Genomic DNA, 14660 nt, shown 5'->3' on the forward strand with positions numbered 1-14660 from the left:
ATTGGATTAGCCTTTTTATTATGCCTATACTTCTTAGGTCGTGCTAAATCCTGCGTCTTCTACCGCACGAATCAGCTCAATCTTATCCACTTGCGTGTCGTCATACTCAATGACAGCCTGCTCTAAGGGGAGATTGACTTCCACGTTTTGCACGCCTGCAATGTCGTTGATGGCGTTATGCACGCTTTGCACACAACCATCACAGGTCATGCCAAAGACTTTTAGGGTTAGGGTTTCAACTGCCATAATACGCTCCTTTGGTAAGTGATTTGATAAATGATTTGGTAAGTGAAAATGACCAAAATGACAAATAAAAGTGATGTGGTTTATGTTGGGGTTTGTGGATATTTTTCAAGGCACCACCGCACAACCACCAAACTCCACACCCAACCCACACATCTCATCAAATCCGCACAGGATATTCATGTTTTGCACCGCTTGACCGCTCGCCCCCTTGACAAGGTTATCTTGGACGACTAGCACGGTCAAGGTATCATCATCTTGATGAACGGCGATTTTTAGGCGGTTAGACGCTCGCACCGAACGAGTATCGGGGAATACTCCTTTGGCAAGCACATCCACAAACGGCTCGTTTTGATACACTTTTTCAAAAATCTCTTGCCAGTTTAACGCTTTGCCGTCATCGCTTAGGGTCAGATGAATGGTGCTAAACATCCCCCGAATCATCGGTACAAGGTGGGGGACAAACCGCACTTTTTGGGCAAATTTAGACCCCAAAAACGTATGCACGCCTTGACTTATCTCAGGGGTATGGCGATGACCTGCCACGCCATAGGCGGAGAAATTGTCAGATAACTCGCTAAACAGCAGGTTCATCTTGGCATTACGCCCTGCCCCTGATACGCCTGATTTGGCATCGATGATGATGTTTGGTAAAATCAAGGGGTTATCGGCACTGTTTTGGGTGTCTATCACAGGCTTTAAGCCCAAAATGGCGGTGGTGGGGTAACAACCGGGGTTGGCGATGACCTTAGCCGATTTGATTTTTTCACGGTGAATCTCGGGCAAACCATATACCGCTTCCGCCAACACGTCAGGGCAAGTATGTTCCAAACCATACCATTTGCCAAACTCGCCCAAATCCTGCAAACGAAAATCCGCCCCCAAATCAATGACCTTCACCCCTTGTGCAATGAGCTTTGGCGTGTGGCTCATGGCAACCCCGTGTGGCGTGGCAAAAAACACAACATCGCACGCCTTACCAATCTCGTCCATGATATCGTCCGTCATGTCGCTGTACACGACATCGCACACACCAAGCAAACTGGGGAAAATCTCGCTCACCGCTCGCCCCTTTTCACTGCGGGACGTTAGATGACTGATAATAACATGGGGGTGGCGAGACAATAGGCGTATCAGCTCAACGCCTGTATAGCCTGTACCGCCGATGATGGCAACGTTAATTTTTGACATGGGTTTTCCTAAATAAAAAGCGTGTTTGGATTATAAAAAATTTTACCCATTTTGGCAAATAAAATCCGCCATCTAACATCATCCCTGCCACACGCCATCCCACAATGGTCGCACAACCTGCCAAAACTTGCTATAATACCCCCTTTTATTCACAGCCTGTCGCCATGAATGACCGCTTAGCCTGCCTACCAATTTTATTTAACACCCTAGCCCTTGACCGCCTGACCCCCACCCAAAAAATCATCGTCCAGCAGATAGACGAACTTTTGCCCCAGACCCAGTGCGGTCTGTGTGGACACCCAGACGGCTGTCTGCCCTATGCCTATGGCGTGGCGGTGCGTGGCGAGTCCCACAACTTATGCGTGCCAGGCGGTCAAGCGGTAACGGACGCCATCGGCATGGTGCTTGCCGAGCATGGCGACCCACGCCCCGCCCTGCTTGCCACCGCCAGCAAATGGGGAACCGACCCTGCCACCGACCGCCCCACCGAAGTGCGAGCCGTCATCGATGAGAACGACTGTATCGGCTGTACCAAATGTATCCCTGCCTGCCCTGTGGACGCCATCATCGGCACCGCCAAGCACATGCACACCATCATCACCGACCTATGCACAGGGTGCGAGCTGTGTCTACCGCCCTGCCCTGTGGACTGCATTCGCCTAGAAGTACACCCACGCACCATCACGCCCAGCGAGCGAGCAGACGAGCAGGCACATCTACGCACTCGCTATCATCGCCATCTTGACCGTGTCGCCCAAAGTATTACAGACGGCACCAAGCCTGTGGTTAGCTCGGTTGAGTCGGTCATGGCAAACGTCATGAGCGAGCCAAGTGGCACACCCATGGACAAAGACACCGCCAAAAACGCCATTGAACTTGCCAAAATCCGCACCCAAATCAAAAAACTCACCAAACAGCTAAGCGTAAAAAACAGCCCTGCCATGCAAGATGAGCTTGACAATTTAACGCAGAAATTGCGAGAATTAGAGCAATAACCCCACGAGCCACGCCATGTCATTAGAAAATATCCGCCTAGAAAATCTGGATAATGCCCATGAGATAGACCCTGCCACGCACAAACAGCTTGACCTAGTCAGACGCTTAGAGAAGTCAGGTTTTATCTTTGCCACCGACCCCAAAGTCGCCACCGACCTTGCCCGCTCATCAGACGGCACGCCCACCGATAAGCTCATCTATCGTGCCACGCTCATGGACAGTCAAGGCGACTTACAAACCGCCCTACACAAAGGCGATTTTTTGGTGAAGGGTGTCGGCAGGCTCTATGCAGGTATCTCGTTCGTGGTCGGGTTTGTGGGGGTGCTTGGGCTACTTAGCACGCACGTGGTTAATTTTTTCTATGTACTGCTTGGACTGCTCGGCTGGCATACGGTTACGCTTATTTTGTGGTTTGTGGGACTCAATAACTCCAACCGCTATTCTAGCATTTATGGCGTGCTAGACCGACTTCGCCCCAAATCCGCCATAGAAAGCGAAGCCTTTGATATCTACCAAGAAGAATTTCAAAAAAACACCGCATGGCAAATCGGCAAAGTCATTCACAAGGCGTGGCTCTGTGGCTTGGCAGGCAGTGTGCTTGCCCTGCTCATGCTGTTTTTGTTCAAAAGCTATGCCTTTATGTGGGAGTCCACGCTGTTATCCCAAAGCCATTTTGCCATGATTTTAAAGGGCTTGGGCTTTGTACCGAGCCTGTTTGGTTTTGAGCTACCCAGCCAAATCAGCCTGTCTCGGGGCGATGTTCCCCCTGCTCGCCTTGCCACGCTCATGATGTTGTCCGTTGTGGTCTATGGCATGATACCCCGCCTGTGTGCGTATCTACTGTGCCATTTTAATGCCCGTGAGCGTTTTGCCATTGACCCCAATTTGTATTATTACGAAAACCTACTTCGCACCTTTAACCAAACCATTGTTGATAAAGACGATTTTGCCCCACGCACGCCAACACCCACCAAAACCACCCTTAGCACTCACAAAAAAGTCGTGGCAACCTTAGAATGGGCAAGCGATGATGAGCTATGGCACGGACTGAGTGATGATGTCAAAAACTTAGGGGCGGTTGACACCAAAGAAGACGTGCTGTATCTCACCCAAATCGCCAGCACCTTACACGCCCAAATCCTGCTCGGCGTGGACTGCCGTATCCTGCCTGATAGGGGCGTACTTAGGAAAGTGGATTTGATTCGCCAAAATAGCGATTATGGGGTAATCGTCAAATTCTTACACAGTGGCGGTTATGTCAATGAATGGCGAGACGCATTAAATGAGCGAAATGTTGAACAGATAAATTGATAAATTGGTTTTATTTGTAAATTAATTAATCAGTTAATAAAAACGGGGCAATTTCAATCAGTCCCGTTTTTTCATGATTTTTAAAGGGTAATCTTTTTTTAATAATAAACCATTTATCATTTTCATAATACGCCAAAACATCCAAATCCATAGGCACTTTTTTAAAACTATTATCATGCTCTCGTCCGCATTGTATTTCTATGTTTTTTAACACATCATTAAACTCATCATAATTCATCGGCTTGTATAACTTTATCATCATCACGGCATTATGATAGATAAGCTCTGTTTTGCCTGTAAAATCTTTACCAATAATCACAGATGACAAATCCACATCACCCCATGACTTTAATTCATCAAGAGCGATTTTAAAACTCATCTCGCTATCATGATTACTGCCTAAGGCGATGATATATTGGTGTATCATTTTTATTTACGATTTATGCAGATTTATGACGAATGATTTTTACGCCCACGCTGTCGGCTTGTTTTATGGCGTTGGGCTTATGAATGGTGAGCGTTATGGTTTGGCAAGGATAATGGGCAAGCAAGTATGTGCAAATCTCTTCGGCAAGTTTCTCTAATAACTTCGCCTGTATTTCATGGCATAGCCGTTCTATGTCTTCGCACACCGTTTTATAATTTATGGCATGTGCCACGTCATCAGTTTGGCTTGCTTTGGTCATGTCGCACACCATTTCACAATCTATCACCAGTGATTGCTTAATAGCTCGCTCCCAATCATAGACACCGATAAGGGTGTTAATCTTTAAACCTTGAATAAAAACAATGTCGTTCATTATTTGTCTCATTTATAAAATGGGTAGGGAAATTATATTTACAAATATTAACTATTAACATAGGGCGAATTGCAATTCGCCCCTACAATTCCAAATTATATCAAATCAATGTTTTCTATGTTTCACCATATCCACACTAAACATGATAAGCCCAAGCCAAATTAACCCAAATATCATTAGGCGTTTTAAATCAATCGGTTCATGATAATAAAACACCGCAATCATAAAGACAATACTTGGCGTTAAATAACCCAAAAAGGATAAGGTATTAAAACTCACAAGTTTGGTTGATTGGTTGTATAATAAAAGCGGAATGAGTGTGATTGGACCTGCCAAAGCAAGTAGCCAAATATCATAAGATACCCAAAATGCCAAAGTTGAACTTGCCACATCGGCACTGACAAGCCACATCAAGCACAAAGGCAATAATAAAGCCGTCTCAATAAATAAGCCGTCAATGGCATTAAAAGGCGTTTGGCGTTGCAATACCCCATAAAAGGCAAAGGACAACGCCAAAATCAAACTCACCCACGGCACACCACCAAACAGCACCACCTGAATGCCAACGGCAAGCACGGCAAGGGCGACGGCGATTTTTTGCAAAAGTCTCAGGCGTTCTTTAAAGATGACAAGCGACAGCCCCACGCCCATTAGGGGATTGATAAAATAGCCAAGGCTTGCTTCAAGCACCCTATCATTTGCCACCGCCCACACATAGGTCAGCCAATTTGTGCCAATCAAGAGAGCTGATACAAAAGTCAAGCCAAGCCATTTGGGGTTTTGGCGAATTTGGGTAAGCCAAGCCGTCCGTTTGCCAATGATGATGACAAGGCTTAACACCACAAACGTCCACACCACCCGATGAACGATGACTTCAACGGCATGATAACCGTCCAACAGCTTAAAATAAAAGGGAAAATTACCCCACATCAAAAACGCCAAAAGAGCCGTCATTAGCCCTTTTGGGGTGGTGGTTATGGTTGGTTTATTGCTCATTTTTTATCAATCATTTGTTAAAAATTTTAAGCCTTGATATTGAATGATTTTGTCATCATTGGTAATCAAGCACAAATCATCAATCATTGATTGAGCAATTAGCATTCTATCAAAAGGGTCTTTATGAATGATTGGTAAATTCTCCAAAATTTTGGTGTATTTGTGGTCAATACCCAATTCCAAAAACCCATTTTCAAGCAATCTTTGATATAATTTTACAGTATCAAATTTAAAACCGTCTTTTTTCAAATTGGTTTTTAAGGCAATTTCCCATAAATTAACCGTGCTAAAATAAATGATATTTTCGGTATTTTCCAATATATTTTTGACTTTATTGGATAATTTATGCGGTTCTTTGGCAAGCCAAATGACAATATGAGTATCTAATAAATAATTCATTCAATATTCTCATCAAAACTTTCTTCAAACATTGCCATAATCTCATCATCGCCCCAATGAATATCATCAGGCACAACCCCTTCGCCAATCATAAATCCCAATTGACGTTTTTTGGGCATGGGCTTGGCGATATTGGGCAAAAACTGCCCAATTTCCTTGCCTGATTGCTTAACCGATATGGTCTCGCCCTTTAATAAGGCGTTTTGCACCGCTTGCCAATCAATAAATTGACCGCTAGTAGAACCCAAATCAATGCTTAACATGGCTTACTCCACCACTTCCACATTCAACCCTGCCTTATTGACCAATTCGGCAAATTTTGGAAAGCTGGTATTGACCGTCTCTGTGCCATTGATGACGATTGTATCAGACGCACGCAGGCTTGCCACCGTAAAGCTCATCGCAATTCTATGGTCATGATGAGAGTCAATCTCGCCCCCACCAAACACAAATTGTGCCCCGCCCTTACCGACAATCTCAATGCCGTCATCTAACACCGTGCAGTCAATGCCAAGCGTGGCAAGACCGTCCGCCATGACTTGAATGCGGTCAGATTCTTTGACTCTAAGCTCTTCCGCCCCACGCAAAATTGTCTTGCCCGTGGCACACGCACTTGCCACAAACAGCACCGGAAATTCATCAATAGCAAGCGGTACAAGGTGTAGCGATATCTCAATGCCGTGTAGCTCGCTTGCCTTGACGCAAATGTCCGCCACAGGCTCACCGCCCACCACCGCCTCATTGGTCAGGCGAATGTCCGCCCCCATAAGTTTTAGAATGTCAATCACGCCCGTGCGAGTTGGGTTAATCCCCACCTTGGGCAGTACCACATCGCCATGCCCCGCAATCGCTGCCGCCACCATAAAAAACGCCGAACTTGAAATGTCCGCAGGCACTTCAATATCACACGCCACAAGCTCGCCACCGCCCTTGACACGAATCTCATTGCCCTTGTCCAGCTTTTTGACAGCGACATCATAACCAAAAGCGGTGAGCATTCGCTCGGTGTGGTCTCGGGTAATCTCAGGCTCGGTTACGACCGTCTCGCCATTTGCCCATAGCCCTGCCAAAAGCAGGCAGGATTTGACCTGAGCGGACGCCATAGGCATATCATAAGTGATGGCATTTAGGGTCTGATTGCCCGTGATTGTGATTGGCGGTGTGCCACGCTCGCCTGTGGTTGCCACGACCGCCCCCATTTCACGCAGGGGCTTTGCCACTCGCTCCATGGGGCGTTTGGATAGGCTGGCGTCCCCTATCATGGTGCTGTCAAATTTTTGGGCGGACAAAATCCCTGATAACAGTCGCATACTCGTGCCAGAGTTGCCCATGTCAAGCTCTTTTTGTGGGGCGGTCAAGCCGTGCATTCCCACGCCATGAATGGTAACTTTGTCGCCGTCTCGGTGAATCTCAACGCCCATATCGGCAAAGGCTTGCAAGGTAGATAATGCGTCTTCGCCTTCCAAAAAATTGCTCACATGGGTTGTGCCTTTGGCAAGACTACCGAACATGATAGAGCGGTGCGAAATGGATTTGTCAGGGGCGACCGAATGTGTGCCAGTAAAGGTGTTGCTTGGGGTGATTTGGTATTTCATTGCTCATTCCTAAGGTAAAAAGAAAGTTTTGTAGGTAAGGTGCGTATTACGCACCGTTTAAATCATTCAGTTTTATCCAAAAGTCTTCTTAATAGTTCAATTTCTTTATCTTTTTGGATAAGTAATTCATCTTTATAAGAAAGGGCTAATTTTAGTTTCTCAATTTCAGAAACCAAACTTTGGTCGCTATTATAATAATTATTACTATAATTTTCACTGATTTGGCAAATAAAGTTTTTATTGTCCAATAATTCAGTAACTTGCACACCAAATAAAGTTGCTATGTCGTTTAACCGCTCCAAATTCGGCATACTCTCACCCCTTTCTATCTTGGCGTAACCATTCCTAGTAATGCCTAATTTGTCCGCCATTTGCTCTTGCGTCCAGTTGTTTTGCTCTCGTAGCTCACGAATGGTGTCAGTATCAATCATAAAAATACCCATATTTTTCAAAAAAAGACCACTCGCAGTTAGCAAATGATAAGTGCAGGTTGGTTTAAAAATAAAATAAATTATTGTAACATATGATATTAGAAATTCAAAATTTTTTGGGAGTTTTTTGTGGAAATTATTGTAATGTTGGGGCTATTTGCGTTTTTTGCCTTTGCTGTTATTGGTACATTTAGGGGTATTTCTAATAATGTAGGCATTTCGCATACCAACAACCAAGATACCGCAAATGCAATTAACATTATGCAAGAAAATCACAAAAACATTATCGGTCAGTTTCCTTACGGAGAACTTAAATCCGCTTGGCAAGATATTATTGCATTGGAAAGTGCTTATTTTGTTTTGGTTATCTTTATATTTTATATGCGACTTAGATTTCAAGATGATACAAGCAAAATACAACCAACCGTTGATGAAATTGTTGAAAAATGGGGTCAATTTATCCTAAAATTATCAAAACTTCCAAATACCGCTCAAAACCTAAATTATGTCAAAAAAGGTTTTCAAGAAAGGCAAACGATATACATACCTTTGGTTAAAACATACTCCAATCAAATTGTGTCCAATCCTGCTTTATTTTTGCATAATTCCAATGTTATTATCAAAGAAAATTATGAACTTTATGAAAAGTTTATAGAATTTGCCTTAGAAAATTATGAGCATATTGCATCTAATGAAAATTCTACAATGCATTTTCATAAAAATCCTAGCGATAATCATAATTTTGCTCAAATTTATGATAGTTTTTATAATGAAACCAGATTTACCGCTCAAAACAAACACGATTATTATCAAGAATTAAGAAAAAATGGCGAAAGCACTAATTATGATATTAAGATTGATGAAAGAACAAGATTTATTTCTGAATTTGCTCTAAAAATTTCATCTGACGGGCGTAAATTTTATTCCCCATATCAATAAGGATTTTATCAATGTCAAACAATCGTAAAAAATTTCCAATTTGGATACCATCACATCCTTAGTATTAGCAATTATTTTAAACCCAAACGCAGTACAAATGCTCAGTCGTGGAATGATTTCGTCTGGAATGGTAGAGATTTTTGGAGCATTTTTATTATATTGCTTTTTACTGTATATCGGAAATTCTATATTTAATTCAAGAAAAAAGTGAGTATATTTATGGACATTATGGCAATCATCAAACTTATTGTGATATTTATTTTTGCCAGTATTGGTGCAAATTATGTAAAAAATAAGTTTAAAAAATAATTTTGTTTTGTTTGTTACGCACCATTTTTTATATTTGGTGCGTAATACGCACCTTACGCACAACTTTACAAATTTTTTAACTTCTCTTTCTCTATCAACAACCGCCCAAAATATTCCCGAGCATTTTTGGCAATTTCAAAAGTTTTTAATAAATCATCGGAATTGTCATTTTCAATGGCGGATTTTAATTGATTTAAAATGGTTTGATAATTATCCAGCCCTTTTAATACCGCTTGTTTATTTGCCAAAAAAATGTCATGCCACATAATCGGACTGCTTGCCGAAATACGGCTAAAATCCCGAAATCCGCCCGCCGCATAGCGAAAAATATTTAAATTCTCATCATCTTTGGCAAGCTGATAAGTCAAAGCATAAGACAATAAATGGGGCAAATGACTGGTTAGGCTTAGGATTTCATCGTGCTTTTGTGGGGTCATGAGACTGACGACCGCTCCGATATTTTGCCATAAGTCTATGATTTTATTGGTATAAATATCGTCCGCTTGATTGGGGCAGATGATAAGGGCGTGATTGACAAACAAATCCGCCTTACGAGAGAGTACCCCAGACCGCTCCGCCCCTGCAATGGGGTGAGCAGGGACAAAATTTAGGTCAATGCCCGTCTCATCTTGGGCGGTGTTGCAAGCGGTGATGACGTTCATTTTGGTGCTACACACGTCGCTTACGATACAGTCGTCCGCCAAAAGTCCGCTTTTTTTGGCGTGGGCGAGCGTACGAAAAATCGGCAACACCGCTTGTACAGGCACACAAATCACCACCAAATCGCACCCTTGTAGCACGTCCGTGAGCATGGACGAGCCGTGCGAGATAAGCCCAATCTCTTGGGCGGTTTTTAGGGTGTCGGCATTGTCATCGCACGCCACAATCTCATGGGTGAGCTTTTTGTCAAGCATGGCGGTTGCAAGGCTTGCACCGATAAGCCCAAGTCCGATAATGGCGGTTTTGTTGAATGGGGCGTTTTTTTGCATAAATTTATCAATCATCTACTTTTTACCCCATTGTCATTTTGATTAAAAAATGATTATGGGTATTTATTAGGTTAAGTTAAAACAAATCTTATGCAGACTTTTGAAACTCAACCGACAATTTTTATTATATGAAAATCACCCTAAAACAGGGTAATTTTATCATCATGATTTTACAAAACCGCCTTAGGATATGACCCCAATACTCGCACGTCTTTGGCGATTTTGGCAATGTCATCAATGGCATTTTTGACGTTGTCGTCAGCGATATGCCCTGTCATGTCAATAAAGAACACGTACGCCCATTTGTTCGGACGCTCGGGGCGGGTCTCAATGCTCGTCATGGATACGCCGTGTTTTTTTAGGGGTTCTAGTAGCTCAATCAACGCCCCTGCACGGTCTGGACTTGACACAACTATGGACGTTTTGTCTTGACCGCTTGGGGCGACCGCTTCATGCCCGATGATAAGAAAACGAGTGGTGTTGTTGGGGTTGTCCTCAATATTTTCGTACAATTTGTGCAAGCCGTATTCTGCTACCGCCACATCGCCTGCAATGGCTGCCGAATGCCATTCGTTTTGTAGGCGTTTTGCCGCCTCGCCATTGCTTGACACCGCCACACGCTCCACGTTGGGGAAATTGACATCAAGCCAATGACGGCACTGGGCTAGCGACTGCTGGTGCGAATAAATGCGACTTAGGCTGTCCACTTTGGTGTGTTCTGCCACCAAAAAGTTGTGATGAATGGGCAACTCCACCTCGCCGATGATTTTCAGGCTTGACCCCAAAAATGCGTCCAACGTATGATTGACCACGCCCTCGGACGAGTTCTCCACAGGCACTACGCCATACATGGCAGAGCCTGCCTCCACTTCACGAAACACATCGGTAATCGTGGCAAGCGGTACAGTTGTCGCTGCCTTGCCAAAATGTTTTAGGGCAGCGGCGTGGGTAAATGTGCCAACAGGCCCCAAAAAAGCGACCTTTTGCGGGGCTTCTAGCTCCAAACACACCGACATAATCTCCCGAAACAGGCGTGCCATTTTCTCGCCCGATAGGGAGCCTGTGTTACGAGCCATGACCGCTTTTAGCACTTGGGCTTCACGTTCGGGGCGATAAAAAATGGGGTGGTCTTCATGGTTCTTTTTGGCAATGGCGACCTGTTGGGCGATGCCTGCTCGCTCGTTGATAAGTCGTTGAATTTGTTCATCAATACTGTCAATCTTGCCACGCAAATCGGTAATTTGGTTGGTATCTAGGTTGGTTTTGGGGGTTTGTTTGCTCATGTCTGCCCTTTTTTTGTGTGCTAAAAATAGGTTAATGATACATGAATATTGGGGGTTTGGGCAAATGTTTTTTGGGGTTTGGGGGCGATTTTGTAGGGATTGGTTGGGGAAATGGGTGTTTATGGTGTTAGTTTATGATAGTTTTAAATGGATTTGTAAGAACAAATGACATTTGCCTTGTGTTATAATATTGCGATTGGGCGTTGTGTTCGCCCTACCAATTCACCCAAGTATTTTGCACAGACCAATGATGAAAACCAGTAAATTTAACGCATTTGATTATTTTGAAAGTGATGATGAGATTTTGGATTATTTAAGTGATTGCTTTAATGATGATGACCCACAATTATTTGTTACCGCCTTATCGCATTTGATAGAGAAAAAAGGCGTTGCAGAAGTTGCCAAATTAACAGGGCTAAATCGTGAAAGCCTATACAAAACCGTGAAAGGGCAAACACAACCAACATGGGCGACTGTGCATAAAATCATACACGCTTTAAAAATCCAATCCAACTTTGCTTATGCTTAATTTAAACGATGACAAATAATAAATGTGCACCCCAAAAATTGATATGGCAAATAGGTAAAGCTGATAGCAAAAACCTTATAGCATTATTAGAAAATGACAGAAAACCCAATGATGAATTAACCGCTTTATTGGCATTAAGTAAACCGATTAAAGATAATACGGATAATACACCCAAAGAAATTTAAAAATGATACGGTTGGGCGAATGTCATTTACCCCTACACGTCCAAATTTTAAAATGGTTATTTGATTTACTCCTGTAACACCAACGCCACCACCCAATTTTGCCGATTAAAATTACACGCTGTTTCATGATTGGGATTGCATTCTGTCTCGCTTGGGGCTGGCAATATCACTTTGCCGTCATTATCCATTGGCATTTTGCGTAACATGACGGTATGCAGCACATTACCGCCGATAAGCCACATTTCTTGATTTTCCTTATCGGTCTTGACCACAATATCACAATGAGCAGGCAAGCCACGCCCTCCCTCCGCCAAATATTCGTCCAAATCCTGATAACTGCCAATCAGCTCACGCCCATAACTTCGCACATAGCACAGCATATCGCCCTGTTTTAGGGGGTTTGCCAAAGGGTCTGCCGTGCGATAATCGCCCACGCCCTGCCAAGATGTGGCGATATAATCAAAATGGCGTGGCGACACATAAAAATCCACACCCGCCTGTCTCATCACATACGACACAAAGCCTGCCGACCATGCCACGTCGCTGGCAAAGGCTCGGCAAATGTTGGTACTGGCGTTCTCGCCCCTGTCCGCCTTGTCGCAACGCTCATAAGGCAACGCCCTATCAAGCCGTGCCAACGCCCCACTATCACGCCAATACGCCACCACACGCTCCCACGCTCGTGAGCCGTCCGTCAGGCGTGCGTTTTCTGACTCATAATGGCTGTATTTGGCGATTTGTCCGTTTGTGGTGATAAACGGCTCGCCCCATGCCTTGTGTTCACGCAGGGCGATGTGGGCGATACGTTCGGCTTTTGGGGTGTGTGAGGCGAATGTGGGCGTGGGCGATTGCCACAAATGACCTTGCGGATTACCCTGTGGGGCGTGCGTACTTACACAAGCAGATAGGGCTAAGGCGGTACAGAGTAGGGGTAGAAGTTTTGGCATGGGATTTCATTTTTTAAAAGGAAATTTATTTTATCATTAAAATGGAATTTTAAAAAGTAAGACAAATATATTCTTATAAGAAAGTTGATATCTTTTATAAACTTTATAAAAATAATATATCACTTAAACAATTTTTATTAAAAAAACATCTTAATCATACCAATTTTTAATATTAAATAATTTACCGACAATCAAAACTTGTCAATAATCCTTCAAAGCCGATATGCTCATGTAAAATTTTTATAAATTCATCTTCATCAATCAATCCTTCTTTATTATCATCAAAATCATATCCATAAATTTTCTTGATGATATCATAATGCTCTGGTTTTAGGTATTTTTTATGGCTTTTTGGAGCATGTTTATTTCCTTTAAATGATAATAAATGATAATAAATGATAATAAATGATAATATCTATTTAAATAACCTTTTGCAAAGTAAAAAACACAGTTTTGGTATTGACCATATTTGGACTTGTAATGTCGCAAGAAACCAAAATCAAACATCACAACGCCACCAAGCGACAAAACAGCTCATCATACGCCATTTTGTCCTGCACGTTTTGCCCGACTGCGACCGCCATGTCATCAAGGCTTGCTAAAAAATTCTCCACCTTATCAAGACTCAGATTGTCCGCCCCATTTATCAGCCCTGCCACGTCCATATCCGTATGAATACTATCAAGCCCAAGCCCCACACGCACCACGTCCATCAGCATAAGCCGTGTCAAAACCACAAAATCAGCAAAATTCATCACGCCCTGCCAATAGTCGCTTGCACTCACCGCCGACCGCTCGCCATGCCTTAGGGTAAGCCATGTTTTGAGCCATAAGGTGCGTTTGTCAAACCATACCGACTTTGGCAAATCCACCGCCTTTAACACCGCCCCGTCCGCAAGCGTCAAAGCAAGGCTAGCAAGGCTCTCATCGCCCAACTGCCCACCCACATAAGCCAACGCCACATCATGAGCAACAGCCCCAAGCGGTAGGGCTTGCACACGGCTTTTTATCGTAGGCATGAGCTTGGCAGGGTTATCGCTGATGAGTATCAAATGCACGCCTGCCCGTGGCTCTTCTAAGGTTTTTAGCAGGGCATTGCTCGCCCCAATCGTGAGCGTCTCGGCATTATCCAGCACGATAAGCCGAACGCCATGCCCTTTGACGTGGCTATACTCCTGCAAGGCTCGCACATCATCAATCTTAATGGACGAGCGTTCGCTCTCATCGGACGTAGGCAGGCTCTCAGACGGTAACACCATGACATCGGGGTGCGTCCCCGCCATGAGCCAATGACAGCTATCGCACGCCCCACACGCCCCCTGCTCGCTCTTATTTTGGCACAGTAGCCACGCCACCAATCGCCACACAAATTCACGCTTGCCAATACCTGCCATGCCACACGCCAACAGTCCATGCGGTAATTTACCGTCATAAAACTGAGCAACCACCTGCTCCCACGCCTGTGCTTGCCAAGGCAATAACGGGGCAAAATAAGGTAACTGTTCTTGCTCGCTCAT

At 44.0% G+C, this 14660-nt stretch carries 17 protein-coding genes and 1 pseudogene; 5 read left to right on the forward strand and 13 right to left on the reverse strand.

What is annotated here, in order from left to right:
• Positions 1–33 precede the first annotated feature (33 nt).
• Both IM753_RS05430 and argC read right to left on the reverse strand, forming a co-directional pair.
• Positions 34–246 carry a heavy-metal-associated domain-containing protein gene (locus tag IM753_RS05430; RefSeq protein ID WP_062498173.1) on the reverse strand — a complete coding sequence of 71 codons (213 nt, stop codon included), beginning with the start codon at positions 244–246 and terminating at the stop codon, positions 34–36.
• Positions 247–351: 105 nt separating this feature from the next.
• A complete protein-coding gene (gene argC, locus IM753_RS05435; RefSeq protein WP_065255407.1) occupies positions 352–1434 on the reverse strand; it encodes an N-acetyl-gamma-glutamyl-phosphate reductase in 1083 nt (360 codons plus the stop codon).
• Between the two features lie 164 nt (positions 1435–1598).
• On the opposite strand from argC, the gene IM753_RS05440 reads away from it, so the two are divergent.
• Both IM753_RS05440 and IM753_RS05445 read left to right on the forward strand, forming a co-directional pair.
• Positions 1599–2429, forward strand: coding sequence for an RnfABCDGE type electron transport complex subunit B (locus tag IM753_RS05440; protein WP_065255529.1), 831 nt, complete (start codon positions 1599–1601; stop codon positions 2427–2429).
• 16 nt (positions 2430–2445) lie between these two features.
• Complete coding sequence (locus IM753_RS05445) at positions 2446–3741, forward strand: DUF2868 domain-containing protein (protein ID WP_194108841.1); 1296 nt, start codon at positions 2446–2448, stop codon at positions 3739–3741.
• Positions 3742–3766: 25 nt separating this feature from the next.
• Here IM753_RS05445 and IM753_RS05450 read toward each other — a convergent pair whose 3' ends face one another.
• The 7 genes and pseudogenes from IM753_RS05450 to IM753_RS05480 form a co-directional block, all read right to left on the reverse strand.
• Complete coding sequence (locus IM753_RS05450; protein ID WP_065255409.1) at positions 3767–4168, reverse strand: 2-amino-4-hydroxy-6-hydroxymethyldihydropteridine diphosphokinase; 402 nt, start codon at positions 4166–4168, stop codon at positions 3767–3769.
• 13 nt (positions 4169–4181) lie between these two features.
• Positions 4182–4541, reverse strand: coding sequence for a dihydroneopterin aldolase (folB, locus tag IM753_RS05455; RefSeq protein ID WP_194092492.1), 360 nt, complete (start codon positions 4539–4541; stop codon positions 4182–4184).
• 105 nt (positions 4542–4646) lie between these two features.
• Entirely contained in the window at positions 4647–5537 is an 891-nt protein-coding gene (gene rarD, locus IM753_RS05460; RefSeq protein ID WP_194092493.1) for an EamA family transporter RarD, read from the reverse strand.
• Positions 5538–5543: 6 nt separating this feature from the next.
• Positions 5544–5936: a type II toxin-antitoxin system VapC family toxin gene (locus IM753_RS05465; protein WP_194092494.1), complete on the reverse strand. Its 393-nt coding sequence runs from the start codon at positions 5934–5936 to the stop codon at positions 5544–5546.
• The gene (locus IM753_RS05470; RefSeq protein WP_065255412.1) at positions 5933–6199 is read right to left on the reverse strand and encodes a hypothetical protein; all 267 of its coding nucleotides are present in this window, start codon (positions 6197–6199) and stop codon (positions 5933–5935) included. Before IM753_RS05470 ends, IM753_RS05465 begins: the two co-directional genes overlap by 4 nt.
• A 3-nt stretch (positions 6200–6202) precedes the next feature.
• A pseudogene (aroA, locus tag IM753_RS05475) lies at positions 6203–7513 on the reverse strand (3-phosphoshikimate 1-carboxyvinyltransferase); the annotation flags it as partial.
• An 80-nt stretch (positions 7514–7593) separates the two neighbouring features.
• Complete coding sequence (locus IM753_RS05480; protein ID WP_065255530.1) at positions 7594–7962, reverse strand: helix-turn-helix domain-containing protein; 369 nt, start codon at positions 7960–7962, stop codon at positions 7594–7596.
• Between the two features lie 129 nt (positions 7963–8091).
• Between IM753_RS05480 and IM753_RS05485 the strand changes: the two genes are divergently transcribed.
• Positions 8092–8901, forward strand: coding sequence for a hypothetical protein (locus tag IM753_RS05485; protein WP_156065016.1), 810 nt, complete (start codon positions 8092–8094; stop codon positions 8899–8901).
• A 374-nt stretch (positions 8902–9275) separates the two neighbouring features.
• On the opposite strand, the gene IM753_RS05490 is transcribed toward IM753_RS05485, so the two are convergent.
• Both IM753_RS05490 and pheA read right to left on the reverse strand, forming a co-directional pair.
• Complete coding sequence (locus tag IM753_RS05490) at positions 9276–10199, reverse strand: prephenate dehydrogenase/arogenate dehydrogenase family protein (RefSeq protein ID WP_194108843.1); 924 nt, start codon at positions 10197–10199, stop codon at positions 9276–9278.
• 170 nt (positions 10200–10369) lie between these two features.
• Entirely contained in the window at positions 10370–11482 is a 1113-nt protein-coding gene (gene pheA / locus IM753_RS05495) for a prephenate dehydratase (protein ID WP_194108844.1), read from the reverse strand.
• Positions 11483–11732: 250 nt separating this feature from the next.
• On the opposite strand from pheA, the gene IM753_RS05500 reads away from it, so the two are divergent.
• Positions 11733–12011, forward strand: coding sequence for an addiction module antidote protein (locus IM753_RS05500; protein WP_065255417.1), 279 nt, complete (start codon positions 11733–11735; stop codon positions 12009–12011).
• Positions 12012–12019: 8 nt separating this feature from the next.
• On the forward strand, positions 12020–12196 hold the full coding sequence (locus IM753_RS05505; protein WP_156065017.1) for a hypothetical protein: 177 nt from the start codon (positions 12020–12022) through the stop codon (positions 12194–12196).
• 65 nt (positions 12197–12261) lie between these two features.
• Here the strand turns inward: IM753_RS05505 and IM753_RS05510 are convergent, their stop codons facing one another.
• Both IM753_RS05510 and IM753_RS05515 read right to left on the reverse strand, forming a co-directional pair.
• Entirely contained in the window at positions 12262–13143 is an 882-nt protein-coding gene (locus IM753_RS05510; protein WP_194092497.1) for a DUF2272 domain-containing protein, read from the reverse strand.
• A gap of 506 nt (positions 13144–13649) precedes the next feature.
• Positions 13650–14660 carry a DNA polymerase III subunit gene (locus IM753_RS05515; protein ID WP_194108845.1) on the reverse strand — a complete coding sequence of 337 codons (1011 nt, stop codon included), beginning with the start codon at positions 14658–14660 and terminating at the stop codon, positions 13650–13652.

The organism is Moraxella sp. K127, from assembly GCF_015223095.1.
Lineage (GTDB): Bacteria > Pseudomonadota > Gammaproteobacteria > Pseudomonadales > Moraxellaceae > Moraxella.